Genomic DNA, 25,450 nt, shown 5'->3' with positions numbered 1-25,450 from the left:
TGTCCATCCCCTTGTGAAGCCAGTCACGATTCTGTTCATTACGGTCTTGTGATCGGCACGTGTACAACTGGGGTGTGAAGCAACCATGGACCCTGGCCCGGCAGCTCCTCGTGCTGCAGCTCGTCCTGGTCGTCCTGCTCGTGGGCGCCGGGATGGCATTGGCCTACGTCGATGCCGGGCGGGCGACCGACGACAACGCGCGCGAGCGGGTCACCGCGGTCGCCGAGACCGTGGCCGACTCGCCGAGCCTGACCGCCGCGCTGGCGACCCCCGATCCCAGCCGCGACCTGCAGCCGTTCGCCGAACAGGTCAGGGCCGATACCGGGGTCGACTTCATCACGATCATGGACCCGGACGGCATCCGGTTCACGCACCCCGACCCCGCCCGGATCGGCGAGCCCTTCATCGGCAACTTCGAACCGGCGCTTGCCGGTGAGGCGTACACCGAGACCTACACCGGGACGCTGGGGCCGTCGATGCGCGCGGTCGTGCCCGTCTTCGGAGAGGGCGGCGACGTCGTTGCCCTTGTGGCCGTGGGGATCACGATCGAGGCGATCTCGGCCGAGCTGAACGAGCGGCTCCAGCCGCTGGCCGCGGTGGCCGCCGGCGTGCTCGTCGTCGGCGTCGCCGGCAGCTACCTGGTGAGCAAGCGGTTGAGCCGCCAGACCCGCGGCGCCGCGCCCGGGGAGCTGCGCGACATGTTCGAGTACTACCAGGCGATCCTGCACTCGGTCCGGGAAGGACTCGTCCTGGTCGGCCGAGACGGCCGCGTCGTGCTGTGCAACGACGCGGCGCACGACCTGCTCGGGCTGCCCGCCGACGTCCGGGGTACGCCGGTCGGGGAACTCGGCCTCGCCGATGATCTCGCGGCGGCGTTCACCTCGTCCGAGCCGCGCAGCGACGAGCTCCACCTGACCGACACCCGGCTGCTGCTGGTGAACTCGGTGCCCGTGCGCTCGGGAGACCAGTCCATGGGCAACGCGGTCACGCTGCGGGACCACACCGAGCTGCAGAACCTGACCGGGGAGCTCGACACGGTGCGCGGATTCGCCGAGTCGCTGCGCTCCCAGGCGCACGAGTCGGCGAACCGGCTGCACGCCGTGATCTCGCTGATCGAGCTGGGCCATGTCGACCGGGCCCTCGCGCTGGCGACCGCGGAGCTGGAGACCGCGCAGCAGCTCACCGACCGGGTCGTCGGCTCGGTGTCCGAGCCGGTGCTGGCGGCGCTGCTGCTCGGCAAGTTGAGCGAGGCCAGCGAGCGCGGGGTGGATCTGGTGCTGACCGCGGACACGGCCTTGCAGGACACCGGCGCTGAGGTCGATGCGCGCGACCTGATCACGATCCTGGGCAACCTCATCGACAACGCTATGGATGCGGCCGTTGAGCATGCGGCCGAGCGCTCCCCGAAGGTCGTGGTCACGGTGAGGACGGAGCCGGGCGAGCTGTTCGTCCGCGTCGCCGATTCCGGTCCCGGCGTCGTGGAGGAGGCGGCGATCTTCCGCCGGGGGTGGTCGACGAAACCGGCCGTCGAGACCGGGCGCGGGCTGGGGCTGGCCCTCGTCGGGCAGGCCGTGCGCCGCTACGGCGGCACCGTCATCGTCGCCAACGGCGACGACGACAGCGCCTCAGACGACGGCAGTCCTTCCGAGGACGGCGGCGCCGTGTTCACCATCCGGCTACCGATATCGTCTAGCCGATGATCCGCGTACTCGTGGTCGAAGACGACCTGGTGGCCGCCGAAGCCCACCGGGCGTACGTCGAGCGCGTCGCCGGGTTCACGGTGGCCGGCGTGGTGCATTCGGGCAACGACGCCATCCGGTTCTGCTCCCGCCACCCGGTCGACCTGGTCCTGCTGGACTTCTACCTGCCCGACACGCATGGCCTGGCGGTGTGCGCGGCGCTGCGGGCCGCCAGCGCCCCGGTGGACGTGATCGCCGTGACCTCGGCGCGCGACCTCTCCGTCGTCCGGGCGGCCGTGTCCTCCGGTGTCATGCAGTACCTGCTCAAGCCGTTCACGTTCGCGACGCTGCGGGGGAAGCTCGAAACGTACGCGGCATGGCGGGAGCAGGTGGTGCAGCCCGGCGAGGTCGGCGGACAGACCGATGTGGACCGGATGCTGTCCGAGCTGCGCACGCCGGGCCACGGGCCGCTGCCGAAGGGCCTGAGCGCATCCACATTGGATTCGATCAACGCCGCGCTCGCCGATGCGCCCGACGGCCTGTCCGCCGCGGCCATCGCGACGACGGTGGGGATCGCGCGGGTCACCGCGCGCCGCTATCTGGAGTACTTGGCGGAGAACGGCATCGCCCAGCGCCGCCCGCACTACGGCAGCGTCGGCCGCCCCGAGGTCTGGTACGTCCTCGTCAGGCGCTGAGCCCGGCGGCCGACGGCCTCATCGTCAGTCGCTGAGCAGCCGCTCGCTGAGTTCCCACAGGCGCTTCGCCCCTTCGGGATCGACGGAGTGCGGCACGACATCGGCCAGGACCACCCCGTCGGCGTCGCTGAAGGCGATCGGCGTCGCGGTGTCCAACTTCGAGATCTCGTTGTCGCACAGGTAGACGCCGCCGATGTCGGCGAGCAGCGGGCTGGTCGCCGCGAACACGCTGGTGCTGGCGCCCTGCGGCGCCGTCTTGAACCCGCGGTCGGGGTCGATGACCGGCCGCCCGGCGGCGTCGATCAGGCCCATCTCCCGCAGCTGCTCGTCGGTGAACGCCACGGCGTCGTCCTCTTTGGAGAGCGGCCCCAGGCTCGTGCCCGCGATGACGCCCGGGTGCACGGCGTAGCCGCGGATCCCCTCCGCGGACCAGCGCCGGTCCAGCTCGACGGCGAACAGGACGTTGGCGGCCTTGGACTGGGCGTAGCCGGCCATCGGGTCGTATCCGCCGGTGGTGAAGTTCGGGTCGTCCCAACGGATCGGGCCGTGCCGCTGGGCACCGGACGACACGTTGACGACCCGGGCGCCTCCCGCGGCGCGCAATGCGGGCAGCAGGCCCAGCGTCAGGTGGAAGTGGCCGAGGTGGTTGGTCGCGAACTGCGACTCGTAGCCGCGCGCGTCGCGGCTCAACCGGCCGCCCATGATCCCGGCGTTGTTGACCAGGATGTGGAGCGGTCGGCCGGAGTCGCGGAAGCGGGCGGCGAACGCTTCGATCGACGCCGGGTCGAGAAGGTCCAACCGGTCGACCTCGACGCGGTCGATGCCGACGAGCGACTCGGCGGCGCGTTCGGGATTGCGGGTGAGGACCGTGACGGCGGCCCCGGCCTTGCTGAGCGCGCGGGTGGTCTCGAAGCCGATGCCGACGTGGCCGCCGGTGACGATGACCTGCTTGCCGGAGAGGTCGATGCCCTTGAGGACGTCGTCTGCGGTGGACGCGGCGGTGAATCCGGTCCCGATCGGGTGCTGTTGCTGTGCCATGGCACCAGTCTGCGTTCGGAATCCCGGATCCTGAATGGTTGCCAGTCCGTGTTTTTTGCGCGAGAGTACGGAGATGAGCGTTGACCATCTCTCGGAAGTGTTCGATCTCGTCGAGGTCCGCGGCGTGATCTCCGGCGGCTTCGCGGTACGGGGCCTGTGGCGGTCCTGCGGGGACATCAGCGAGCGGCTGAAGTTCTTCGCGATGGTCGGCGGCCGGGCCCGGTTGACCACCGACGGGATCGAGGGGCCGATCGACCTCGAGCCCGGCGATGTCGTCATCCTCAACGGACGGTCCTGGCTGAACGTCGAGGGCGGCACCGGCAACGGGCCGCGCCGCGAGATCCTGCCCGAGGAGAACGACCTCCGCTTCTCGGGCGCCGACCGCGGCGTCGACGACGTCCTCCTCGGCGGCCGCATCGACCTCAACCCGGCCGGTCGGACGCTCCTGCTGCAGGCGCTGCCGCCGGTCGCGCACGTGCGGGCGTCGGTCGCCGCCGAGTCCAACCTGCACGGCAGTCTCGACCGGCTGTTCGAGGAGGTGAGCGGGAACCGGATGGGTTCGGCGTTCGCGATCCGGCAGTACGGGCAGCTGCTCCTGCTCGATGTGCTTCGCGCTTATGTGCATCAGGCCGAACTCCCCGCCGGATGGCTCCGGGTCCTGACCGACGAGCGGTTGCGCCCGGCCTTGAGCCTCATGCATGCCGAGCCTGGAAAGGCTTGGGGCCTCGAGGAACTGGCGCACGCCGCGGCGATGTCGCGCACCTCGTTCGCCGAGCGCTTCCGGACGGTGTCGGGCCTGCCGCCGCTGACCTACCTCAACCGCTGGCGGATGCTCTTGGCGCAGCGGGCGCTCCGCGACGGCGACGCCCGGATCGGGGCGTTGGCGTTCGAACTGGGCTACGGCTCGGAGAGCGCGTTCAGCACCGCGTTCAAGCGCGAGGTGGGCGAGTCCCCACTGCGCTACCGGAACCGGGTGCGCGCCGAGTCCTCAGTGGGCGCAGCGTTCGTGTCGCCTTAGCGACCGCGCGGTCACCACCGGTCGAAGATGTCGCCGAAATCGTTTCGTTCGTTGGTGGCGTCGACCGTGTCCGGGCAGGTCACCACCGTGTAGTTGTACGAGGTGCACTCGACACTGAACGGGCAGTCCCCACCGGTCTTCGCGGTGTACTCCTCGATCAACTCCCCCGTCGCGAGCTCGTAGACCTCGACCGAGTACTCGTGGCCGAGCAGGTCGATCGTCTCGGTGCCCGGAGACCCGATGACGTCGTACTCGCACGTGTCGATCACCGCGCCCTGCCCCTGGCCGTCCACGCACATCACCAGCGACACTTCATCGACGTTGTCGGCGGCGAGACTCGAAGGCAGCGCCGCCTCCACATTGTCGCCGCCTTCGACGAACATCGAGTCCGAAGCGTCGCCGTCGTAGGGTTCGGCGTCGAGGTACGCGCCGCCGCTGCCGCAGTAGCTCCCCGACTCGACGCGGGCCCGGACCTCTTGGCTCGCCTTCTCGGCCAGGAAGGCGGTGAGTTCGGACTCCACGTCGGCGAGTTCCTGCTCAGCCGTGGCGAAGAGCTCGTGGTCGGGATAGGCGGTCAGGAACTCCTCGTAGCGCGCAATGGCGTCGGCGAGGTCGTCCTCGTAGAACGCAGAGGCGGGGTCCTCGCCCTCGGTCTGCTCCCGCGCGCAGGCCAGGAGCCGTTCGGGCACGAGCTCCCCGAAGGCCGCGAGCGGCTCGGCGAGTTCCGGTTCGGTATCGCCCCTGTCCGAGAGGAAGACGTACATGTCCGCGGACCAGCAGCTGACGCCGAGGGCGTCGATCGCGGCCAGGAATTCGGTGGCCGCCGCCCGCACCCGCTCCGACTGCGACGGAACTGCCGCGAGGGCCTGCGACAGATACGCGAAGCCCGGCCCGGCGTAGTCCTCGCGGTCCATGGGGATCTGCACGGCCAGGTCGAGCAGGAGCCGCGCGCGCTCGAGCCAGGCCTCCTCCCAGACGGCGCCGGGCTCGACGATGTAGTCGTCCAGCCCTCCGACGACTCCCAGTGGCTCCTCCTCTCCCAGCGCTTCGCGCAGGACCTCGCAGGCCTCCCATTGCACGGAGGCGTCCACGACGGTCTGCCCGGCGACCAGCGTGTGGGCATTGTCGAGTCGGTCCAGGATCGACTGCGCCGCTTCGCAGTCGCCGCTCCGATGCGCATCAGTCGCACTCTCCAGAATGGACGTGGCGTCCGACCGCACCGCCGAGATCATGACGAGCACGACCACCATCAACCCGAGCGCTCCCGACCGCGACAGCCACGCGGAAGCACGCCGCCCTGGTGCCGAACGGAGGGCCGACCGACCGCGCGCCGCGACCACCGTGTGGATCGCGATGCCCGACCACCAGACCACCAGCAGGACCGGCACGAACCCGCTGCCCGGCGAGAGGAACACGGCCAGCGCGACCAGTGCCGTGCCGACGATCGCGACGGCGGCGAACACGTGGCGACGCAGCAGCAGGTAACCGATGCCGGGCAACGCGAGGTTGCCGAGCAGCACGGTCACCGCGTCCGGCCTGCGGTCGGCGTCAAGGTCCCTCACGAGCGGCCTCCTCGGTGCAATCTGCTTCCCGCAGTGAACCAGTGGTCGGTCGGGACCGGTCCCGGCCGACCTTGGCGGCGAAGGCGACTGATCGCCGCTCTTGACCTGAGGTCGATGGACTGCTGGAATACAGAGCGCATCGAAACTTTCATGAAAAGAGAACCTCAAATGACCGAAACTTCCATTGACGCTCGGATCGAGCGGCACCGCTCCGCCGACGCGACGGTCACGCTCATCCTCGACGGCGAGCCCCTCATCGGCCGCGAGGTCGAGCTGGAGCAGACCCGCCACAAGTTCCTCTTCGGCTGCACCGGATTCGAGCTCATCGACCTCGCCAACGGCACCGCCGCCGACCCCGAGCAGGAGGCCCGCACCGCCGCGCAATGGGAAGGCCTGTTCAACTTCGCCACGCTCCCCTTCTATTGGGGCCGTTTCGAACCCGAGCGCGGCAAGCCCGACACCGAACGGCTCCTCCAGACGGCGCGCTGGTTCGCCGACCGCGGCCACCCCGTCAAGGGCCACCCGCTCGCCTGGCACACCGTCACCGCGCCCTGGCTGCTCGACCTCGACAACGAGGAGATCGCCCGGACCCAGGTCGAGCGCATCACCCGCGAGGTCGGCGACTTCGCCGGCGCCATCGACATGTGGGACGTCATCAACGAGGTCGTCATCATGCCGATCTTCGACAAGTACGACAACGGCATCACCCGCGTGTGCCGCGACATCGGCCGCATCCCGATGGTGCGCATGGTCTTCGACGCCGCGCGCGAAGCGAACCCGAACGCGACCCTGCTGCTCAACGACTTCGACATGTCCGCGGCGTACGAATGCCTCATCGAAGGCGTCCTCGAAGCCGGGATCAAGATCGACGTGCTGGGCCTGCAGAGCCACATGCACCAGGGTTACTGGGGCGAGGAGAAGACCGAGGCCGTCCTCGAACGCTTCTCCCGCTATGGTCTCCCGATCCACTTCACCGAGACCACCATCCTCTCAGGACACACGATGCCGTCCGAGATCGAGGACCTCAACGACTACCAGATCGAATCCTGGCCCTCCACGCCCGAAGGCGAAGCCCGCCAAGCGGACGAGATCGAACGCCACTACAAGACCCTGCTCGCGCACCCCTCGGTCGAAGCGGTCACCTACTGGGGCATGGGCGACGCCGGCATGTGGCTCGGCGCGCCCGGCGGCTTCGTCCGCGCCGACGGCAGCCCGAAGCCCTCCTACGACCGCCTCCACCACCTCATCAACACGGAGTGGGGCACACCCGCGACGACGACCGCGACCGATGCCGAAGGCCGCCTTCGCTTCAACGGCTTCCTGGGCGACTATCGCATCACCTGTGAAGGCCGCGAAGTCGCGTTCCGCCTCGACGAACCCGGGGAGGTCCATCTGACGGTCGCCGTCGCCTGACCGGTCGCTAGACCGCGAAGTCCACCGTCTTGTACTGGGCCTCGTTGCCGCTGATGCCGTACAGCCACACGTCCAGGGCCTGGTCGTACATCCTGTCGGGCATGTCGAAGAAGAACTGGATCTCGAGGAGGTCGGCCGGGACCACGAAGGTGACGGTGAAGGTCTGGATCACCCCCGTCGCGTTGGGGTCGGCCTCCTCCCGCAGTTCCTCAGTGGAGCTGACCGACGGGGCGACGATGAGCCCCGAGGAGTGGTCGATCCGGAGCTGCTGCTCCGGATCGGAGGGCCAGTCGATCCCGCGTTCGGTCGCTTCCAGCAGGTGCTCGTAGACGACCGTGACGACCGCCTCCTCCACTTCGCACTGCCACCCGGCATCCTCGTCGAACGCCGATCTGGTGACGGTGAAGTCGTCGTCCACTTTGGCGCCGATGATCTCCCATGCGCCGTCGGTCGACTCCAGGTTCATCTCGGCATACACGTGGAAGACCCGCTCGCCCGACTCGCCGTTGTAATAGGCCGCAATCGGGTCGGCGATCTCGCCGGACGCGAGGTCGAGCGTCTGGGTGCGTTCGGCATCGGTGACCGCGACCGATGCGGCCGCTTCGGCGTCGACGACGGCGGCGTGGACCGAGTCCGCCTCGGGGACCCCGTCGACCTCCCAGGTCCGGCGTGTTCAGGCTCGGCGGATCGCGTCGCGGCCGACGTGGAGCTCCCCGGCTTCATCGCAGAACACGCCGACGGGCAGGACCGGCTGCCCGTCGAACAGGAGCGGCCGGGTCCGGCCGTCGGGCCACCGGAGCACGGCGACCGCGTGAGAGGTTCCCAAGTCGACGCTGAGCAGAAAGGAGGGGGGCACGCCCCACAGAATATCGGGCGAATGCACCCCGAAAGCAGCCTCGCCGCCACCGCCGCGGACGATTGGAGCAGTGACCACACCCCCGCTGGGCAGGGCCGCGAACGACCCGGCCGGCTCGGGGCAGGGAAGTAACGCCAGTCCGTCCCGAGCGGCCGAAATCGTCGGTAGCGTCGGCTCCATGAACGAGAACATCCAGTTGAACAACGACGTGACCATGCCGTCCTTGGGCTTCGGCGTCTTCCAGACCCCGCCCGAGGAGACCGTCGCATCGGTGGAGGAGGCGCTGCGCGTCGGCTACCGCCACATCGACACCGCCGCCGCGTACGGCAACGAACGCGAAGTCGGCATGGCCCTCCTGAGTTCCGGTCTGGCCCGGGACGAGGTCTTCATCGAGACGAAGGTCTGGATCTCCGACTACGGCTACCACGAGACCCTCCACGCCTTCGACAAGTCCGCGGGGAAGCTCGGCGTCGAGCAGATCGACCTGTTCATCCTGCACCAGCCGCTGCCGACCGCGTTCGACAAGACCCTGGACGCGTACCGGGCGCTGGAGACGCTGCTCGCGGACGGCAAGGTCCGCGCGATCGGCGTCTCGAACTTCATGCCCGACCACCTCGAACGGCTCCTGGATCGCGCAAGGGTCGTCCCGGCGGTCAACCAGGTCGAGGTCCACCCGTACTTCACCCAGCCCGAGGTGCAGAAGGCCGACGCGGCGAACGGGGTCCTGACGCAGGCGTGGTCGCCGATAGGCGGCATCACCTCCTACCGCGACACCGGTACCGGGTCCACGTTCGACGACCCGGTCGTCACCGCGATCGCCGAGGCGCACGGCAAGAGCCCGGCGCAGGTCATGCTCCGCTGGCACCTCCAAGAGGGACGGTCCGCGATCCCGAAGTCGGTCAAGGCGCACCGCATCGCCGAGAACTTCGACGTCTTCGACTTCGAGCTCACCGCCGCGCAGATCAGGGAGATCGACGCGCTCGACACCGGCGTCCGCGGCGGCCCCGAGCCCGCCGACATCACGCTCGAGACCTTCGGTCGCCCGATTCCCGAGGCCTGACCGGATCATCAAGGTGCTCGACGGCAGTGTGAACCCGGGCAAGGTCTTCGACCGCACCATCGGCAACGACGAGACGCCGGAGGGCTACGCGGCCATGGACAGCCGACGGGCGCTCAAGGTGATGATCGCTCCATAGTCGCGCGAATCGCGGGCCGGGCCTCGGGCCCGGCCCGCTGACTGTCGGGCGGTCAGGCACTGGCCTGGAGTTCCTGGACCAGCCCGATGATGACGCCGGCGGGGCCGCGGAAGTAACCGTACCGGTAGATGTCCTCGTACTCCGTCACCTCGCCCACGAGTTCGGCGCCGTGGGGGCGCAGGCGGTCGAAGGTGTCGTCGACGCTGTCGACCATGAAGGTCAGGCGCGGGATGCCCGGGACGTTCACCGGAGCCCAGGGCGCCTTGGCGGTGGACACCGGCCGCTGGAACGTCGAGATCTCGACCCGGCTGTGGCCGTCCGGGGTTCGCAGCATCGCGATGTCCGCCTTGGCGTCGTCCAGCGCGATGAGCCGGTCCACCCATGCGCCCTCGACCGACGCCTGGCCCTCCAGTTCCAGGCCCAGCTCGACGAAGAACGCGATGGCGGCTGCGAGATCCTCGACGACGATGCCCGTGTGGTCCAACCGGTAGACCGTCATGATTGCCTCCTCATTCCTGGGCTGCGCTTCTCGCGGCCCTTCACCCGATGGACGGAGCCGACCGGCTCTTCTCGACATCGTCGCACTGAAGGTGACGCAGACCACCGCACAGGCCGCATCGCACCGTCCATGTCGCACGGACCGGCCGTGTGCGAGCCGTGCCCGACTGATGCCGGGCTCATCGACGATTGACAGCGATCCTCAATCCCCTGAGGTCGAACCGTCGGTCAGATCGCAGTACATGATCCGGCCTTCGTAGGGCTCGAACTCGGACTTGCCGCAGTCGATCTCCGGGCGCTGCCCGTACGAGCTCTCCAACGCATCGGCCGACGCCTCGGCGATCGAATCCGCCGTGACGAGGTCCGTCTGGTGCGCTTCCGGCGATTCCGCGGCGCTGGACTCGGGTTGGGTTCGACAGGGGTGGTCTCCTCGGCGTCGATCGGGGCGTCGGCGACCTGGACGTCGGCCTTCCACTCGGCACCGTCGGCCTCAGTGATGGTGACGGTCGCGTCGTACTCCGTACCGGTGGCCGGGTCGGTCAGCACGGAGTCGACCTCTTTGCCTTCGGCGACGGTCACCGAGTCGTCCCCGCAGTCGATCTCAGGCTGATCGCCGACCTGCTCCTCCAATGCGTCCGCGGCGGCGTCGGCCACCTCTTCGCCGGTGACGGTGGCTTCGAAGCTGCACGCCGCCAAGGCGAAGGCCAGTGCGGCGAGCGTCGTGGGCACGGTGACGAGTGGTACGGAGCGCATGGTTCAAGCGCCCCTTCGGCTTCGGCCAGCCGCCCTGCCGCCCGGTGCTCCAGCGCCGCGTATTCGCCCCGTTTGCAGCGGAGCAGGTCGAGCTCGTCCGTCTCGACATCGATCCGGTAACCGGACCCGGTGCTCCGCAGCCGCTCTCCGGCCGAGCTGACGCCGAAGGGCCGCAGCGATGTTCTGCACCTGCCTCGCGGCGGTCGAGGGCGGGCCGTCGTCCCAGAGCGCGGCGGCCAGCCGTACGGTCGGCACCAGATGGTTCGCCTCGGCGAGCAGCATCGCCAGCAGCCGCGGGTGGCGGCCCTGGATCGCCACCGGGCCTTCGGGAGTCCCGACTTCGAGCACTCCGAGGATGCGAAAACTCACCATGGCCCGACCTTCCTCCGCCGATCGCCTGTGCGGTCACCAGCGCTCGAAGCTGCAGTCTATTGGCGTTCACCAGGCCGCTCGGTTCGGGGAAGACGGGGAGCCGTCACTGCCCGGCGGGACGGCTCCGTGTCGTCCGTGCCTCGTTGCAGCAGTAGGGTGCCGTGGTCGTGGTCGAGCCATTCGAGGGAGAAGCCGTCGAACTCGGCGACCCAGCGGTCGCCGATCGCGCGCTCGTCGGCTCGCCTGGCGTCGTCGAGGACCACGAGCGCGTCGTCCGCGAGGCGGTCCAAGAGCACGGGTACGGCCGGATAGCGGGCCTCGGGCCCGGTGCTGCCGGGCGGTCCGTCCACCAGGACCAGGTCGAACGGGCCGTCTACCAGGCTCGCCGGGTCATACCAGCGCCAGGTCGCATCGCCCACGCCCACTTCGGTGAGCGGGGCGTCCCGGACCTCGGCCCACTTGGTGAGCCCGCGTTCCTCGAGCATTTTCCTTGTGGCCGCAGCGAACTTGGGATCGTGCTCGAGTGCGACGACCCGTCCCGCGCCGATCGTGCGGCACGCGTAGGCGAGGATCACCGTGGTGCTCCCCGAACCGCATTCGAGGACCGCGGAGCGCCCGTGCTCGACCACTTCCCGGTACAGGAAGCGGGCGAGATCCGGTCCGGCCGCCCACCCGTGCATGGGAGGCAGCGCCTGGTCAGGGCCGATGTCCCGGTACAGGGCGAGGAGGTCTTCGATTTCGGCGTAGACGACACGGCTCCATGCGCGCATCAGCAGCCGGTTCGACTTGGGCATCGATGCGAGCTCGTCGCGGGTGGCCTCCTGGATCTCCTGGAACCGCGCGAAGCGCTCGGTGAGTTCGGAGACCTCCGCGCCCCGCCGTCGCTGGTTCCGCCACAACGCGCCGACTGCCAGGGCAGCGGCACCGATGACGATGGCTCGGTAGGGAATCCTCATGTTCATCGCCCGCCTCGTGAAGGTGCTGTTCGGGAGACCGAGGTACCCGCGGACGTCGCGGGCAACCTCCGGTCAGGGGCGATTGCCGAGGCTAACAGGCAGTCCTGAACATGCGGTGAACTGCGCGGTTCGACCCGGAACGCCGCCGCCGCTCTGCCTATCCGGTCTCGTCGGTGCTGTAGGGCAGCCCCACGTAGTTCTCGGCGAGGGCCGTCGCCTGGGCGCGCGATCGGACCACGTACTCCAGATTGGACCGCTGGAGGCGGCGGTCGTAGGCGTCCGCATCGGCGAAGGCGTGCAGCAGGTTCGTCATCCACCATGAGAAGTGCTGCGCCCGCCAGACCCGGTGGAGGCAGATCTCGGTGTAGCGGTCGAGGAGGTCCTCGCTGCCGCTCGCGTAGTACTCCCCCAGCGCCCGGGCCAGAACGCGGATGTCGGCCACGGCGAGGTTGAGGCCCTTTGCGCCCGTGGGCGGGACGATGTGCGCCGCGTCCCCCGCCAGGAAGAGCCTGCCGAACCGCATCGGCTCGGCGACGAACGAGCGCATGACCGCGACGTCCACCGCGGTGATGGGGCCGTCGGTGTCGAGCGTGAAGCCCGGCACCGTCTCGTGCCGGGCCTTGAGCTCGGCCCAGATCGCCTCGTGGGTCCAGTCTTCGGCCTTCGTCTCGGGCGGCACTTGGAGGTAGAAGCGGCTGACGGTGTCGGATCGCATGCTGTGCAGCGAGAATCCGCGTTCGGAGGCCGAGTAGACGAGTTCGCTCGCTGAGGGCCGGACGTCCGCGAGGACGCCGAGCCAGGCGAACGGGTAGGCCTTCTCGAAGATCCGGACGCGGTCCTGCGGGACGGCAGCGCGCGCGATGCCGTGGAACCCGTCGCAGCCCGCGATGAAGTCGCAGTCGAGGCGTTCGCCGCCGAACGTCAGGCGGGGGCGGTCCTCGAAGTCTTCGATGGCGACGTCCTCGACTTCGAAGCGGATATCCACTCCCGCATCGAGGTTCGCCTTGATGAGGTCCTTGACGACCTCCTGCTGCCCGTAGACGGTGATGGCGCGGCCGGGCACGAGCTCCTCGAACGGGATGCGGTGCCCCGCACCGCCGAAGCGCAGCTCGATGCCGTGGTGCACATGGCCTTCGGCCGCCAGGCGCTCGCCGAGGCCCGCTTCGGCGAGCGTGTCGACGGTGCCCTGTTCGAGGACGCCGGCCCTGACGCGCCGCTCGCAGTGCTCGCGGCTGCGCCGTTCCAGGACCACCGACTCGATGCCGCGGCGCTGGAGCAGCCAGGCCAGCAGCAGGCCGGCCGGCCCGGCGCCGATGATGCCGATGCGGGTCCGCATGCGCCTCAATCCTTCTCGGTCGTATCGGTTGGCTTCGCCTGTTTGGCGGCTTGGATCTCGCCCCAGACCCGGGCGCGCAGTTTCACGAACTCGGGGTCGGACCTGGTGGCGATCTGGTCGCGTTCGTCGCCGAGGTCCACGGTGATCTCGGCGCGCGTCGTGGTGGGCGGCGAGGAGAGCACGATGACGCGCTGTCCGAGGTAGACCGATTCGTCGATGTCGTGGGTGATGAAGACGATGGTGATCCCGAGCTTGCCCCACAGGTCGCGGATGAGGTCTTCGAGGTCGGCGCGGGTCTGGGCGTCGACCGCGGCGAACGGCTCGTCCATCAGCAGGAGCCGGGGCCGGTAGGCGATGGCGCGGGCGATCGCGACGCGCTGCTGCATGCCGCCGGAGAGCTGCCAGGGATAGGAGCGGGCGAAACCGCCGAGGTCGACCATCGCGAGGGCTTCGGCGACGCGTTCGGCGCGCTGGGCGCGGCTGAGGCCGAGGCGGCGCAGCGGCAGGTCCACATTGGCGCCCACCCGCATCCACGGGAAGAGGCTGCGCCCGTACTCCTGGAACACGACCGCGGTGCCGTCGGGCGGACCCGAGACGGGCTTGCCGTCCACGACGGCCTCGCCGCGGGTCGGCTCGAGCAGCCCTGCGACGCAGCGCAACAGCGTGGTCTTGCCGCAGCCGGAAGGGCCGACGAGGCAGAGCAGCTCGCCCTCGTCGACGGCGAACGTGAGCTCGTCGATGGCGGTGAAGACGCCCCCGTCCCGGGGGTAGTCCTTTCCGATGCCGTTGACACGCAGCATGTGGGCGGTCATCTCCTCATTCGGTAGTACCAGTGCAGGGCGCTCCGGTCGAACAGGTGGAACAGCAGGGCCAGCGCGACGCCGAGCAGGCCGAGCAGGAGGACGCCGCTCCACATGGCGGGGATGCGGTAGCTCGTCTGGAAGTCGACGATCGCGTAGCCGAGCCCTGAGGTGGCGGCGAACATCTCGCTGATGACCATGAGAATGACGCCGATCGAGAGCGACTGACGCATGCCGGTGACGATCTGCGGGCTCGCGGCCGGGAGGAGCAGCCGCCAGAACCGGTCCCAGCGGCTGAAGCGGTAGACGGCGGCGGTGTCGGTCTGGACCGCGTCGATGCCGCGCACGCCTTGGACGGTGTTGAGCAGGATCGGCCAGACGCAGCCGGAGACGATGACGACGATCTTCATGCCGTCGCCGATCCCGGCGAACAGCATGATCACGGGCACGAGCACCGGCGGCGGGATCGCCCGCAGGAACTCCAGGAGCGGTTCGGTCAGGTCGCGCAGCCACCTGAGGCGTCCGATGAGGACGCCGAGTCCGATGCCGAGGAGGCAGGACAGGGTGTAGCCGACGGCGAGGCGGCCGATGCTGGGGAGCACGTCCGCGCGCCAGCGGTCGGCGGTCCAGGTCTGGCCGAACTCGGCGAGGATCCGCTCCAGCGGCGGGAAGTAGAAGCTCGTCGAGCCGGCGGAGGCGAACCACCACGCGCCGAACAGGACGGCGGGGAGTCCGAAGAGCAGCAACGTGTTTCGCAGGAGCCGGGTCATGCGGCGGCCTCCCCGCGCAGCGACGGGTGCCAGCGCAGGGTCCGGCGTTCGACGGCACGGACGAGGAGGTTGACGAGGACGCCGAGTGCGCCGCTGACGATGATGAGCGCGTACATGCGCTCGACCGCGCCGGACTGCTGGGCGACCTTGATCTCGAGGCCGATCCCGGGCGAGCCGATGACGAGCCCGGCGGTGACGGCGAGGACGAGCGCGACCGTGGCCGCGAGCCGCACGCCGGTCATCATGTAGGGCAGGGCGGTCGGCCAGGTGACGTGGCGCAGCCGCGCTGCGGGTCCGAGGCGGAGGCTTCTGGCGGTGTCGGCGGCGACCGGGTCGACGTCGCGGACGCCGGCGAGGACTTGCACGAGGACCTGCCAGAAGGCCGCGTAGACGATGAGCAGCAGCGCGGATCGCAGCTGCGTCCCGTACAGGAGGATCGCCAGGGGGATGAGCGCGACGGACGGGATGGGCCGCAGGAATTCGACTGTGGAGGCGGTGGCGGCGCGAACCCTTGGGAGAGAGCCGATGAGGATGCCGAGGACGGTTCCGGCGGCGACGGCGATGGCGAGCCCGAGGCCCCAGGCCAGCAGGGTGTCGGCGAGGGCGCGCCAGAAGTCGGGGCGGGTGAGGGCGTCGGCGAGCGCGGTGAGGACGGCCCCGGTGGTCGGGAGGTAGCGCGGATCGACAAGCCCCGTGGCGGGCAGGATCTGCCCGGCGGCGAGTGCGGCGGCGACGCCGGTGAGTCCGAGTGCCGCGGCCCGTGTCCGGGCGCGGCGGGCCGCGGCCTGGTGCCGGGTCACGGGAGCAGTGCGTTCACGTCGGGGGCGTTCTCGAAGATGCCGTCGGTCGTGCCGAGTTCGGCGAGTGTCTCGATGGAGTCGCGGTTGATCTCGGTCGGCCACGCGGGGAGGGTCATGGCTTCGCGGACGTCGTCGGGGATCTCGGTGTAGGTGCCGGTGATGCGGCGGACCTCGTCGGGGTTGTCGGTCGCGTACTGGAGGGATCGCTCGACCGCGGTGGTGAAGCGCTCGACCAGGTCGGCTTCGGCTTCGGTCTTCTCGGTGGTGGTGAAGAAGGCGGCGACGGTGAGGTCGGGGGCGGCGTCGACGTAGTTCCAGGCGACGGCGCGGCCTCCGGCGGCCTCGATCTGGGACTTGAACGGTTCGACGACCCAGACCGCGTCGACGGTGCCCTGCTCGAGTTGGGCGGGCATCTCGGGGAAGCCGAAGGGGATGAACTCCACTGCGGAGGGATCGCCGCCCGCCTTGCGCACGGATTCGCGGATGGTGGTGTCGCCGATGTTGTTGACGGTGTTGACCGCGACGGTGGCGCCGGCGAGGCCGGCGGCGTCCTGGATCGGGCTGTCCGCGGCGACCATGACCGCGCCGAAGTCGTTCCCGGCTTCACCGGTGGAGGCGACGCCGTTGGCGACGATCTGGACGGGGAGCCCGCTGGACTGGGCCAGTAGGAGGGACGTGACGTTGCTGAAGCCGAAGTCGAATTCGCCGGAGGCGACGCCGGGCACGATGGCGGCGCCGCCGTCGGCGAAGGTGAGTTCGAGTTCGATGCCTTCGTCCTCGAAGAAGCCCTGTTCCTGGCCGAGGTAGAGGGGGGCGACGTCGACGATGGGGATGAGGCCGACGGTGACGTTGTCGAGGCCGTCGCCGTCGCTGTCGTCCTCGGGCTCGCCGCCGCAGGCGGTCAGGCCCGCGGTGGCGAGGGCGGCGGCGGTGAGGAGGGTCCTTCTGGAGGTGCGGGCGTCGCTCATGTCGAAGGCTCGTCGCATGGTGGACCTGTGTCTTTCGCTTGAGGGGAGGTCAGAACGGATAGGGCTGGACGTGTCCTCGGAGGGTGATCCAGCGGGTCTCGGTGAAGGCCTCGAGGTTGGCCTCCCTGCCGCCGAAGCGGGCGCCGGTGCCGGAGGCGCCGACGCCGCCGAAGGGCGCGTTGGCCTCGTCGTCGACGGTCTGGTCGTTGACGTGGACGATCCCGGTGGGCAGTCGCTCGGCGATCGCCAAGGCGCGCATGGCGTCGGCGCCGATGATGCTCAGTGAGAGGCCGTACTCGCCTTGGGAGGCGAGGGCGACGGCCTCGTCCGCGTCGCGGAAGGCGCGGACGGGGGCGACGGGGCCGAAGACCTCGTCGCGCCAGGCGGGGGTGTCGTCGCCGACGTCGGCGATGACGGTGGGGCGGTAGAAGAGGTCGGTGTATTCGCCTCCGGCGGCGACGGTGCCGCCGGCGGTGACGAGGGCGTGGACGCGGTCGCGCTGGGCGGCGTCGATGATTGGTCCCAAGTGGACTTCGCTGGTGTGGGGGTCGCCGACGGCGAGTCCTTCGGCCTTGGCGGCCAGGGCTTCGACGTAGTCGTCGTGGAGGTCGGCGTGGACGAGGTGCCTGCCGGTGGTCATGCAGATCTGCCCTTGGTGGAAGAACGACCCGAAGGCGGCGGCCGAGACGGCCAGCTCGAGGTCGGCGTCGTCGAGGACCAGCAGTGCGGAGTTGCCGCCGAGTTCGAGATGGGCCCGCTTGAGGTGGCGCCCGGCGAGTTCGCCGACGCGCCTTCCAGCCGCGGTCGAGCCGGTGAAGGAGACGACGCGGATGTTCGGGTCGGTGCAGATCGCGGAGCCGGTGTCGGCGCCTCCGGGCAGCAGGTGGAACAGGCCGGGCGGGAGTCCGGCGGCTTCGAGGACGCGGGCGATGACGACGCCGCCGCACACGGCGGTGCGCGGGTCGGGCTTGCACACCACGGCATTGCCGAGGGCGAGCGCGGGTGCGACCGAGCGGAGTGCGAGTACCAAGGGCGCGTTGAAGGGTGCGATGACGCCGACGACGCCGACGGGAACGCGGCGGGCCATGGACAGGCGCGGTTTCTCCGTGGGGAGGAGCTGGCCGAGCGGCGCGGAGGCGAGCGCGGCGGCCTCGAAGCACTCCTCGACGGCGAGGTGGGTCTCGAAGGCGGCCTTGGCGGGGACGGATCCTGCCTCGCGGACGAGCCAGGTCTGGATCTCCTCGGCGTGGGCCTCGAACAGGGCCCCGGCGCGGCGGAGGACGGCGGCGCGTTCGGTGAAGGGCGTTGCGGCCCAAACCTTCCCGGCCTCGGCGGCGGCTCGGGCCGCCGGTCCCACGCCCTCGGGCGTCGCGAGTCCGACGGTGGCGAGGGTGGCGCCGGTGGCGGGTTCGACCACGGGTGCGGTCACGGCCGCCGGTCGCCACTCGCCGTCGAAGAGGCGGGCCTCCCAGGTGCCTGATTCAAGCAGTGCCATCGTGTCGGGTGCTCCTCACCGGGGGTCCAGGGGTGGGTCTGCGGATGCCGTGTCGGTCTGTTCTGAGAATTTCTGTTCGTTGTGTGAACGTCCTTGAGGTCAATTAATCATGGAAGTTCTTCACTGTCAAGGCTGTGATGAACTCGTGTTCTAACGTATTTTAGGTGTCTAGCTTTCTCAATGTGTTCGTGTATTATCGCTTCGTTCGCATATCGAACTCATTATGCCCGCGATCAACGGAGGTGATCCATGGCCGTGACGGCCACCCTGGAGGAAGCCGTCCGGGCCGGAGTCCGCGACGGCGACAGCATCGCCATGGAGGGGTTCACGCACCTCATCCCCCACGCCGCCGCCCACGAGGTGATCCGCCAGGGTCGGCGCGAGCTCACGCTCATCCGTATGACCCCGGACCTCATCTACGACCAGCTCATCGGCGCGGGCTGCGCCGCGAAACTGGTGTTCTCCTGGGGCGGCAATCCCGGAGTGGGCTCCCTGCACCGGCTCCGCGACGCCGTCGAACACGACTGGCCCGCACCGCTTTCGATCGAAGAGCATTCGCACGCGGGCATGGTCAACCGCTACGTCGCAGGCGCTTCGGGGCTGCCGTTCGCGGTGCTGCGCGGCTACGCGGGCACCGACCTCGCGAAGGTCACCGATTCGATCGCGCCCGTGGTCTGCCCGTTCACCGGTGAACGGCTCACCGCCGTCTCCGCGCTCAACCCCGACGTCACCGTCATCCACGCACAGCGGGCCGACCGCGAGGGCAACGTGCAGCTGTGGGGCATCCTCGGCGCACAGAAGGAGGCCGTGCTGGCCGCGCAGCGCGCCATCGTCACCGTCGAGGAGATCGTCGACGAACTCGACCCGCGCCCCGGCGCGATCCTGTTGCCGCACTGGGTCATCGACTGGGTGTGCGAGGTCCCCGGCGGCGCCGCGCCCTCCTATGCGGCCGGATACACCGACCGCGACAACGACTTCTACCGCGACTGGGACGCGGTCAGCCGCGACCGCGAGCGGTTCGGCGAATGGATCACGGCCAACGTCAAGGAGCGGTCATGAACGCGTACAGCGCCGACGAGATGATGACCGTCGCCGCGGCCCGGGCACTCGAAGGGCACCGCACCTGTTTCGTCGGGATCGGGCTCCCCTCGCTGGCCGCCAACCTCGCCCGCGCCACCACGACACCGGACATCGTGCTCGTCTACGAGTCCGGCACCATCGGCTCCAAACCGCCGCATCCGCCGCTGTCCATCGGTGACGGCGTCCTCGCCGACACCGCCGACGCCGTGGTCTCCAGCGCCGAGATGTTCAACTACTGGCTCCAGCCCGGCCGCATCGACGTCGGGTTCCTCAGTGCGGCACAGCTCGACCGGCACGCGAACATCAACACCACGGTCATCGGCGACTACCGGCGGCCGAAGGTGCGCCTTCCCGGCGCGGGCGGCGCCCCGGAGATCGCCGCCTCCTGCGGAGCGACGATCATCGTCGTCCGCCACTCCCGGCGCGTCTTCGTCGACCGGCTCGACTTCCTCACCTCGGTCGGCCACGGCGACGGCCCGGGCTCGCGCGAACTGCTCGGCCTGCGCGGCGCCGGCCCTACCATGGTGATCACCGACCTGGGCGTCCTCGAACCGGACCCTGCCACCATGGCACTGGTCCTCACCCGGGTCCATCCCGGCGTCGAACCCGAGCGGGTGCGCGAGGCCACCGGCTGGCCCCTCGAGGTCAGCGACCGCATTGCGACGACCCCTGAGCCGACGGCGGCCGAACTGGCCGCCCTGCGTCGGCTCGCGAGCTGAAAGCGAGGAGCCGCGATGGCCACCCCATACCGACGCGACGGGCTGGAAGCCCATCCGGACCGGGACTTCCCCGACTACAAGTCGACGCGCCTACGGCACCCGACGTCGCCGCTGGTGCCGCTCACCGATCCCGAGACCGAACTGGCCCGGCCCTTCCTCGGCACCGGGCCGATCGGCCCGCTCGACGACGACCTCACCGCCCAGCACGCGGGCGAGCCGATCGGCGAGCGCATCAGCGTCACCGGCCAGGTCCGCGACGGCAACGGCACGCCGCTTTCCAATCAACTGATAGAAATCTGGCAGGCCAACGCAGCCGGACGGTACACGCAGGCCGAGGACGCCCACGACGCGCCGCTGGACCCGAACTTCACCGGCGTCGGACGCTGCCTCACCGACGACCATGGCCGCTATCGGTTCACCACGATCAAGCCGGGGCCGTACCCGTGGCGCAACCACGACAAGGCCTGGCGTCCCGCCCACATCCACTTCTCCCTCTTCGGCACCGCGTTCGTCTCCCGCCTGATCACGCAGATGTACTTCCCCGGGGACCCGCTGTTCCCCTACGATCCGGTCATGAACTCGGTGACCGACGAGCGGGCCAGGCAGCGGATGGTCGCCGCGTTCGACCTCGACGCGACCGTGGACCAGTGGGCGACGGGCTACCGCTGGGACATCGTCCTGCGCGGCCCCGAGCAGACCGTGTTCGAAGACGTGGAGGACGCATGAGCGCCCAGGAACTCACGCCATCCCAGACCATCGGCCCGTTCTTCGGGTTCGCCCTGCCTTACGAGGGCGGACCGGTGATCGTCGAAGGCGGCGGACTGCGCGTGCACGGCACGGTGTTCGACGGCGCGGGCGAACCGGTGCCGGACGCCCTCATCGAAGTCCTGCAAGCCGATCCGGACGGCGGCCTCGACGCGGGCCGGTTCGGGCGCTGCCGCACCCGACCCGAAGCCGGATACGCGTTCACCACCGTCAAACCGGGCGCCACCGCCGACGGCTGCGCCCCGCACCTCGCGCTCATCGTCCACGCGCGCGGCCTCCTGCTGCACCTGCACACCCGCATGTACTTCCCCGACGAGGCGGAGGCCAACGCGGCCGACCCGGTGCTCAACGCCGTGCCGGTGCATCGACGGCATACCTTGATCGGTGCGGCCGCCGACAACGGCGTGCGCTTCGATATCCGCCTGCAAGGCGAGAACGAGACGGTGTTCTTCAATGTCTGAGTTGTTCGGGCCCATGTTCGCTCGCGGGAAAGCCGCCGAGACCGTAACCGATCGGGCCTGGCTCCAGGCCATGCTCGAGGCCGAGGTGGCGCTGGCCGCTGCGGCCGCGAGCTGGCAGGCCGTACCGTCGGACTCGGCCGAAGCCATCCGCAAAGCCGCCGACCCCGAACGCTTCGACATCGGCGAAGTCGCCCGCTCCACCGCGCGCATCGGCAACCCGGTGGGCGGCGTCGTCGACCGGCTCCGCGAACTCGTCGGCCCCGAACACGCTGCGGCCGTGCACCACCGGGCCACCAGCCAGGACATCCTGGACACCGCGATGATGCTCGTCGCACGGGACGCCGTGACCACGGTGGCCGAAGACCTCGCCGCGTGCGAACGCGCGAGCATCGACCTGCACCATCGCGCCGGCGAGACCCGCATGATCGGGCGGACCCTCCTCCAGCAGGCGGTCCCCGTCCGGTCCGCCGCACTGTTCGCCCAGTGGCGCAACGCCCTGCAACTGGCACGCGACCAACTCGAAGGCCTCGAATACTTCGCGTCGTACAGCGGCCCGGTCGGCTCGGTCGGCAACGACGGCCTCGACCCCCGGGTCATGCTGGCCTTCGCCCAAACGCTCGAACTGACGCCCTCGTTCGACTGGCACACCGTCCGCAGCCCCGTGGTCCGGATCGCCGCCGCGGCGGCGGAGTCGGCGGGTACGTGCGGCAAGATCGCCGTGGACATCATCCTCTTGAGCCAGAACGAGATCGGCGAGGTCGGCGAGGCCCGCGGCGGCGGCTCGACCTCCATGCCGCACAAGCACAACCCGGTCGCAGCGACCGCCGCCCGCGCATGCGCGACCCGCACGCCCGGCCTCGTCTCGACCCTCTACGCGGCCATGCCCCAAGAGCTGCAACGCTCGCCCGGCCTGTGGCACAGCGAATGGGAGGCCCTCACGGACCTGCTGCGCCTCACCGGATCCGCCGCCGCGTGGCTCCGCGAATCCCTTGAGGGCCTGCGGATCCACCCCGAGGCCATGCAGCGGAACCTCGAAGGCGGTCCCGCATGATCCCGCACCACGTCATCGATGGTCCGGACGACGTTGAGGCGATCGTCTTCGCCAACTCACTCGGCACCACCCTCGACATGTGGCGCCCCCAGGTCGAAGCCCTCGGCGACCGGTACCGGCTGGTCCGCCATGACACCCGCGGCCACGGCCGCACCCGCGCCACCGGGCAGAACTTCGGCATAGGCGACCTCGCCGACGACATCGCCGACCTGCTCGACCACCTCGAGATCGAACGCGCCCACCTCGTCGGCATCTCCCTCGGCGGGGCCACCGTCCTCGAATTCGCCGCGCGCCACGCCGACCGGACCGACCGCATCGCCGTGCTCTGCACCGCCGCCGCGATCGCCACTCCCGCGTTCTGGGCCGAACGCGTCCGGCTCGTCCGCACCCGCGGCATGGACGCGCTCGCCGAGACCGCGACGCGGCGGTGGTTCACCGACGGGTTCCACCGCGAGCACCCCGACATCGTCCGGCGGTTCCGCGCGGACCTCGCCGCCTGCGACCCGCTCGGCTACACCGCCTGCTGCCGGGCCATCGGCGAGATGGACCTGCACGACCGCCTCGCCGCAATCGCTGCGCCCGCCCTGGTCCTCTACGGGACCGAGGACGAGATCACCACCGAAGCGGACGCGCGGAAGCTCCAGGCGGGCATCCCCGACTGCCGCCTCGTCGCCGTCAACGGCGCCAAGCACATCGCCTCCACCGAGCAGGCGGACTTCGTCAACCGCCACCTGCTCGAACACTTCAGCGTCTGAAAGGCGGCCCATGGCAGACCGAGAGCCCAGTCGAGGAGAGCGGACCCGCCGCGCCGTCCTCGGTGACGCGCACGTCGACCGGACCGAGAACGCCCGCACCGACTTCGACCGCGACTTCGGCGCCTTCATCACCGAGTACGCCTGGGGCGGCGTGTGGTCCCGCCCCGGACTCCCCCGGCACACCCGCCGGCTGCTGACGATCGCGGTCCTCTGCGACCAGGGCAACGAAGACGAGTTCACGATGCACGTCCGCGCGGCGCTCGCCGACGGCGTCACCCCCGAAGAGCTGAAGGAAGTGCTGCTCCACACCGCGGTCTACTCCGGACTGCCGCGCGCCAACCGGGCGTTCGCGCTCGCCCGCAAAGTCCTCAGTGAAACCGCCGAAGGATAGGGTGTGCCAATGCAGGGTGACGGGCAGGAGAACGAAGCGGCGTCGAAGGAAGGCGCCGGACGCGGCTCCGACTACGTGCAGACGCTCGCACGCGGTCTCGCGGTGATCCGCGCCTTCAACGCCGAACGACCCGAACTGACCCTGAGCGAAGTCGCCAAGGAGACCGGCCTGACCAGGGCCGCGTCCCGGCGGTTCCTGCTGACGCTGACCGACCTCGGCTACGTCCGCGCCGACGGGCGCCACTTCGCCCTCACGCCGCGCGTGCTGGAACTGGGTTTCGCGTACCTGTCGAGCCTCACCCTGCCCGAGATCGCGCAGCCGCACCTCGAACGCCTGGTCGCCGACGTCCAGGAATCCGCCTCGGTCGCGGTCCTCGACGGCACCGACGTCGTCTACGTCTCCCGCGTGGCGACCTCCAGGATCATGCGGGTCGCCATCAACATCGGGACCCGCTTTCCCGCCGCCCACACCTCGATGGGCCGGATCCTGCTCGCGGGACTGCCTCCCGAAGCGCTCGATGAACGCATCGAGGGCCTGCGGCTCGAGCCGTTCACGACCTACAGCGTCACCGACAAGAAGCGCCTGCGAGCCGAGCTCGACCGCGTCCGGTCCCAGGGATGGGCGTTCGTCGACCAGGAACTCGAAGAGGGCCTGCGGTCCATCGCCGTCCCGATCCGCGAGTCGGGAGGCAAAGTGGTGGCCGCGCTCAACGTCTCCTCGACCACGAGCCGCACCACATTGGACTCGGCGCGGCGCAAGCTGCTGCCGTCGCTCCTGGCGACCGCGGCGCGCATCGAGGCCGACCTGTCGACCATGGGCCGCTGATCAGCACGCTTCGAGGACCATCGCGATGCCCTGGCCGACGCCGATGCACAGTGCCGCAAGGCCATAGCCGCCCGACCGGTGCAGCTGCCAGGCGAGGGTTCCGGCCAGCCGGGCCCCCGAGCAGCCCAGCGGATGACCGAGCGCGATCGCCCCGCCCAGCGGGTTGACGAGTTCCGGGTCGAGTTCGGGCCATTCGGCCAGGCACGCGAGGCTCTGCGCCGCGAACGCCTCGTTCAGTTCGACCGCGGCGAGGTCGCCCCAGCCGATCCCCGCGCGCCGCAACGCCTTTCGTGCCGCCTCGACCGGCCCGATCCCGAACCGGCGCGGCTCGACGCCCACCACCGCACGCGACACGATCCGCGCCAGCGGACGGCCGTGCGCCTCCGCGGCGGCCTCATCGCCGATCAGCAGCGCGGCGGCGCCGTCGCTGAGCGGACTGCTGTTGCCCGCGGTGACCCGGCCGTCGGCCCGGAACACCGGCCGGAGCGCACTCAGCGCCGCAGCAGTCGTCCCAGGGCGGACGGCCTCGTCGCGCACGAGTTCGGGCAGCGGCACGATTTCATCGTCGAACCGCTTTGCGTCCCAAGCGGCTTGCGCACGCTGGTGGCTGCGCACCGCGAACGCGTCCTGCGCCTCGCGCCCGATGCCGTACTCGTCGGCGAGGATCTCGGCGCCCTCGCCAAGGCCCACGGTCCATTCGGGTTTCATGGCCGGATTGACCAGCCGCCACCCGAGCGCGGTGTCGGCGAGTTCGAGACCGCCGCGCTGGAGCGGCTTCTCGGTCTTGGGCAGCACCCACGGCGCCCGGCTCATCGACTCCACGCCCCCGGCGACGACGAGCGAGGCGTCCCCCGTCTCCACTGCCCGCGCGGCGCTCACCACGGCTTCCAGCCCCGACCCGCACAGGCGGTTCACGGTCGTGCCGGGCACCGATTCCGGCAGTCCCGCAAGCAGGACGGCCATGCGCGCCACGTCGCGGTTCTCCTCCCCCGCGCCGTTGGCGTTCCCGAGGATCACGTCGTCGATGTCGGCGGGGTCGAGCGCCGCGGAACGCCTGGCGATCGCGGCCACGACCGTGGCCGCGAGGTCGTCAGGACGGACGGTGGCGAGCGCGCCGCGATGCCGCCCAATGGGCGTGCGGACCGCGTCGAGGAGGTAGCTGTGGCTCATAGGGGCCCCGTTGTTCGCAAGACGAATA

27 protein-coding genes and 1 pseudogene are annotated in these 25,450 nt (G+C 70.0%); 14 read left to right on the top strand and 14 right to left on the bottom strand.

Annotated features, from left to right (window positions below; translation table 11 throughout):
• The first annotated feature begins 74 nt into the window (after positions 1–74).
• Together ACFO8M_RS14635 and ACFO8M_RS14630 are read left to right on the top strand one after the other, a co-directional pair.
• Positions 75–1,700 (top strand): ATP-binding protein, encoded by a 1,626-nt coding sequence (locus tag ACFO8M_RS14635; protein ID WP_387976643.1) that lies wholly within the window; start codon positions 75–77, stop codon positions 1,698–1,700.
• Positions 1,697–2,374 carry a response regulator gene (locus ACFO8M_RS14630; protein ID WP_387976640.1) on the top strand — a complete coding sequence of 226 codons (678 nt, stop codon included), beginning with the start codon at positions 1,697–1,699 and terminating at the stop codon, positions 2,372–2,374. Before ACFO8M_RS14635 ends, ACFO8M_RS14630 begins: the two co-directional genes overlap by 4 nt.
• 24 nt (positions 2,375–2,398) lie before the next feature.
• On the opposite strand, the gene ACFO8M_RS14625 is transcribed toward ACFO8M_RS14630, so the two are convergent.
• Entirely contained in the window at positions 2,399–3,412 is a 1,014-nt protein-coding gene (locus tag ACFO8M_RS14625) for an SDR family NAD(P)-dependent oxidoreductase (protein ID WP_387976637.1), read from the bottom strand.
• 73 nt (positions 3,413–3,485) lie between these two features.
• On the opposite strand from ACFO8M_RS14625, the gene ACFO8M_RS14620 reads away from it, so the two are divergent.
• Positions 3,486–4,430 (top strand): AraC family transcriptional regulator, encoded by a 945-nt coding sequence (locus ACFO8M_RS14620; RefSeq protein WP_387976634.1) that lies wholly within the window; start codon positions 3,486–3,488, stop codon positions 4,428–4,430.
• An 11-nt stretch (positions 4,431–4,441) separates the two neighbouring features.
• Here the strand turns inward: ACFO8M_RS14620 and ACFO8M_RS14615 are convergent, their stop codons facing one another.
• Positions 4,442–5,992: a hypothetical protein gene (locus tag ACFO8M_RS14615; RefSeq protein ID WP_387976631.1), complete on the bottom strand. Its 1,551-nt coding sequence runs from the start codon at positions 5,990–5,992 to the stop codon at positions 4,442–4,444.
• A 168-nt stretch (positions 5,993–6,160) separates the two neighbouring features.
• Here ACFO8M_RS14615 and ACFO8M_RS14610 point away from each other — a divergent pair, with 168 nt between their 5' ends.
• Positions 6,161–7,405, top strand: coding sequence for an endo-1,4-beta-xylanase (locus ACFO8M_RS14610; RefSeq protein WP_387976628.1), 1,245 nt, complete (start codon positions 6,161–6,163; stop codon positions 7,403–7,405).
• A 7-nt stretch (positions 7,406–7,412) separates the two neighbouring features.
• Here ACFO8M_RS14610 and ACFO8M_RS14605 read toward each other — a convergent pair whose 3' ends face one another.
• Positions 7,413–7,871, bottom strand: a complete 459-nt coding sequence (locus ACFO8M_RS14605) for a hypothetical protein (protein ID WP_387976625.1) — start codon at positions 7,869–7,871, stop codon at positions 7,413–7,415.
• Between the two features lie 207 nt (positions 7,872–8,078).
• Positions 8,079–8,261 carry a hypothetical protein gene (locus ACFO8M_RS14600; RefSeq protein WP_387976623.1) on the bottom strand — a complete coding sequence of 61 codons (183 nt, stop codon included), beginning with the start codon at positions 8,259–8,261 and terminating at the stop codon, positions 8,079–8,081.
• 178 nt (positions 8,262–8,439) lie between these two features.
• On the opposite strand from ACFO8M_RS14600, the gene ACFO8M_RS14595 reads away from it, so the two are divergent.
• Entirely contained in the window at positions 8,440–9,321 is an 882-nt protein-coding gene (locus ACFO8M_RS14595; protein ID WP_387976620.1) for an aldo/keto reductase, read from the top strand.
• Positions 9,322–9,334: 13 nt separating this feature from the next.
• Positions 9,335–9,457: pseudogene (locus ACFO8M_RS14590) on the top strand (IMP dehydrogenase); the annotation flags it as partial.
• A 52-nt stretch (positions 9,458–9,509) separates the two neighbouring features.
• Here ACFO8M_RS14590 and ACFO8M_RS14585 read toward each other — a convergent pair.
• From ACFO8M_RS14585 to ACFO8M_RS14545, 9 genes are all read right to left on the bottom strand, one after another.
• Positions 9,510–9,956, bottom strand: a complete 447-nt coding sequence (locus tag ACFO8M_RS14585) for a VOC family protein (protein ID WP_387976617.1) — start codon at positions 9,954–9,956, stop codon at positions 9,510–9,512.
• 227 nt (positions 9,957–10,183) lie between these two features.
• Positions 10,184–10,708, bottom strand: a complete 525-nt coding sequence (locus ACFO8M_RS14580; RefSeq protein ID WP_387976614.1) for a hypothetical protein — start codon at positions 10,706–10,708, stop codon at positions 10,184–10,186.
• A 428-nt stretch (positions 10,709–11,136) separates the two neighbouring features.
• Positions 11,137–12,036, bottom strand: a complete 900-nt coding sequence (locus tag ACFO8M_RS14575; protein WP_387976612.1) for an O-methyltransferase — start codon at positions 12,034–12,036, stop codon at positions 11,137–11,139.
• A 157-nt stretch (positions 12,037–12,193) separates the two neighbouring features.
• On the bottom strand, positions 12,194–13,372 hold the full coding sequence (locus ACFO8M_RS14570) for a 4-hydroxybenzoate 3-monooxygenase (protein ID WP_387976609.1): 1,179 nt from the start codon (positions 13,370–13,372) through the stop codon (positions 12,194–12,196).
• 5 nt (positions 13,373–13,377) lie between these two features.
• Positions 13,378–14,184 (bottom strand): ABC transporter ATP-binding protein, encoded by an 807-nt coding sequence (locus tag ACFO8M_RS14565; protein ID WP_387976607.1) that lies wholly within the window; start codon positions 14,182–14,184, stop codon positions 13,378–13,380.
• Entirely contained in the window at positions 14,181–14,942 is a 762-nt protein-coding gene (locus ACFO8M_RS14560; RefSeq protein ID WP_387976604.1) for an ABC transporter permease, read from the bottom strand. The genes ACFO8M_RS14565 and ACFO8M_RS14560 overlap by 4 nt, the downstream gene beginning before the upstream one ends.
• Positions 14,939–15,742 carry an ABC transporter permease gene (locus tag ACFO8M_RS14555; RefSeq protein ID WP_387976601.1) on the bottom strand — a complete coding sequence of 268 codons (804 nt, stop codon included), beginning with the start codon at positions 15,740–15,742 and terminating at the stop codon, positions 14,939–14,941. The genes ACFO8M_RS14560 and ACFO8M_RS14555 overlap by 4 nt, the downstream gene beginning before the upstream one ends.
• Positions 15,739–16,728, bottom strand: coding sequence for an ABC transporter substrate-binding protein (locus ACFO8M_RS14550; RefSeq protein WP_387976598.1), 990 nt, complete (start codon positions 16,726–16,728; stop codon positions 15,739–15,741). Before ACFO8M_RS14550 ends, ACFO8M_RS14555 begins: the two co-directional genes overlap by 4 nt.
• A 31-nt stretch (positions 16,729–16,759) precedes the next feature.
• Complete coding sequence (locus ACFO8M_RS14545; RefSeq protein WP_387976595.1) at positions 16,760–18,205, bottom strand: aldehyde dehydrogenase family protein; 1,446 nt, start codon at positions 18,203–18,205, stop codon at positions 16,760–16,762.
• 249 nt (positions 18,206–18,454) lie between these two features.
• Here ACFO8M_RS14545 and ACFO8M_RS14540 point away from each other — a divergent pair, with 249 nt between their 5' ends.
• From ACFO8M_RS14540 to ACFO8M_RS14505, 8 genes are read left to right on the top strand one after another with little or no spacing between them, the layout of a single operon-like run.
• Positions 18,455–19,264, top strand: a complete 810-nt coding sequence (locus ACFO8M_RS14540) for a CoA transferase subunit A (RefSeq protein WP_387976592.1) — start codon at positions 18,455–18,457, stop codon at positions 19,262–19,264.
• Complete coding sequence (locus ACFO8M_RS14535; protein ID WP_387976590.1) at positions 19,261–20,004, top strand: CoA-transferase subunit beta; 744 nt, start codon at positions 19,261–19,263, stop codon at positions 20,002–20,004. Before ACFO8M_RS14540 ends, ACFO8M_RS14535 begins: the two co-directional genes overlap by 4 nt.
• Before the next feature lie 15 nt (positions 20,005–20,019).
• Positions 20,020–20,730 carry a protocatechuate 3,4-dioxygenase subunit beta gene (gene pcaH / locus ACFO8M_RS14530; RefSeq protein ID WP_387976587.1) on the top strand — a complete coding sequence of 237 codons (711 nt, stop codon included), beginning with the start codon at positions 20,020–20,022 and terminating at the stop codon, positions 20,728–20,730.
• The gene (gene pcaG / locus ACFO8M_RS14525) at positions 20,727–21,230 is read left to right on the top strand and encodes a protocatechuate 3,4-dioxygenase subunit alpha (protein WP_387976584.1); all 504 of its coding nucleotides are present in this window, start codon (positions 20,727–20,729) and stop codon (positions 21,228–21,230) included. The genes pcaH and pcaG overlap by 4 nt, the downstream gene beginning before the upstream one ends.
• Positions 21,223–22,281: a lyase family protein gene (locus ACFO8M_RS14520; RefSeq protein WP_387976581.1), complete on the top strand. Its 1,059-nt coding sequence runs from the start codon at positions 21,223–21,225 to the stop codon at positions 22,279–22,281. The genes pcaG and ACFO8M_RS14520 overlap by 8 nt, the downstream gene beginning before the upstream one ends.
• Positions 22,278–23,036 carry a 3-oxoadipate enol-lactonase gene (gene pcaD, locus ACFO8M_RS14515; protein WP_387976578.1) on the top strand — a complete coding sequence of 253 codons (759 nt, stop codon included), beginning with the start codon at positions 22,278–22,280 and terminating at the stop codon, positions 23,034–23,036. Before ACFO8M_RS14520 ends, pcaD begins: the two co-directional genes overlap by 4 nt.
• A 10-nt stretch (positions 23,037–23,046) precedes the next feature.
• Positions 23,047–23,427: a 4-carboxymuconolactone decarboxylase gene (gene pcaC, locus ACFO8M_RS14510; RefSeq protein ID WP_387976575.1), complete on the top strand. Its 381-nt coding sequence runs from the start codon at positions 23,047–23,049 to the stop codon at positions 23,425–23,427.
• A 9-nt stretch (positions 23,428–23,436) separates the two neighbouring features.
• A complete protein-coding gene (locus tag ACFO8M_RS14505) occupies positions 23,437–24,252 on the top strand; it encodes an IclR family transcriptional regulator domain-containing protein (protein WP_387976572.1) in 816 nt (271 codons plus the stop codon).
• Here the strand turns inward: ACFO8M_RS14505 and ACFO8M_RS14500 are convergent, their stop codons facing one another.
• Positions 24,253–25,422, bottom strand: a complete 1,170-nt coding sequence (locus ACFO8M_RS14500) for a thiolase family protein (RefSeq protein ID WP_387976569.1) — start codon at positions 25,420–25,422, stop codon at positions 24,253–24,255. It lies immediately after the preceding gene.
• Positions 25,423–25,450 lie beyond the last annotated feature (28 nt).

The organism is Glycomyces rhizosphaerae (assembly GCF_042647865.1).
GTDB classification, from domain to species: Bacteria; Actinomycetota; Actinomycetes; order Mycobacteriales; family Micromonosporaceae; genus Glycomyces; species Glycomyces rhizosphaerae.
Note: the sequence above shows the minus strand (reverse complement) of the source record. Positions and strands in the feature narration are given on the sequence as shown.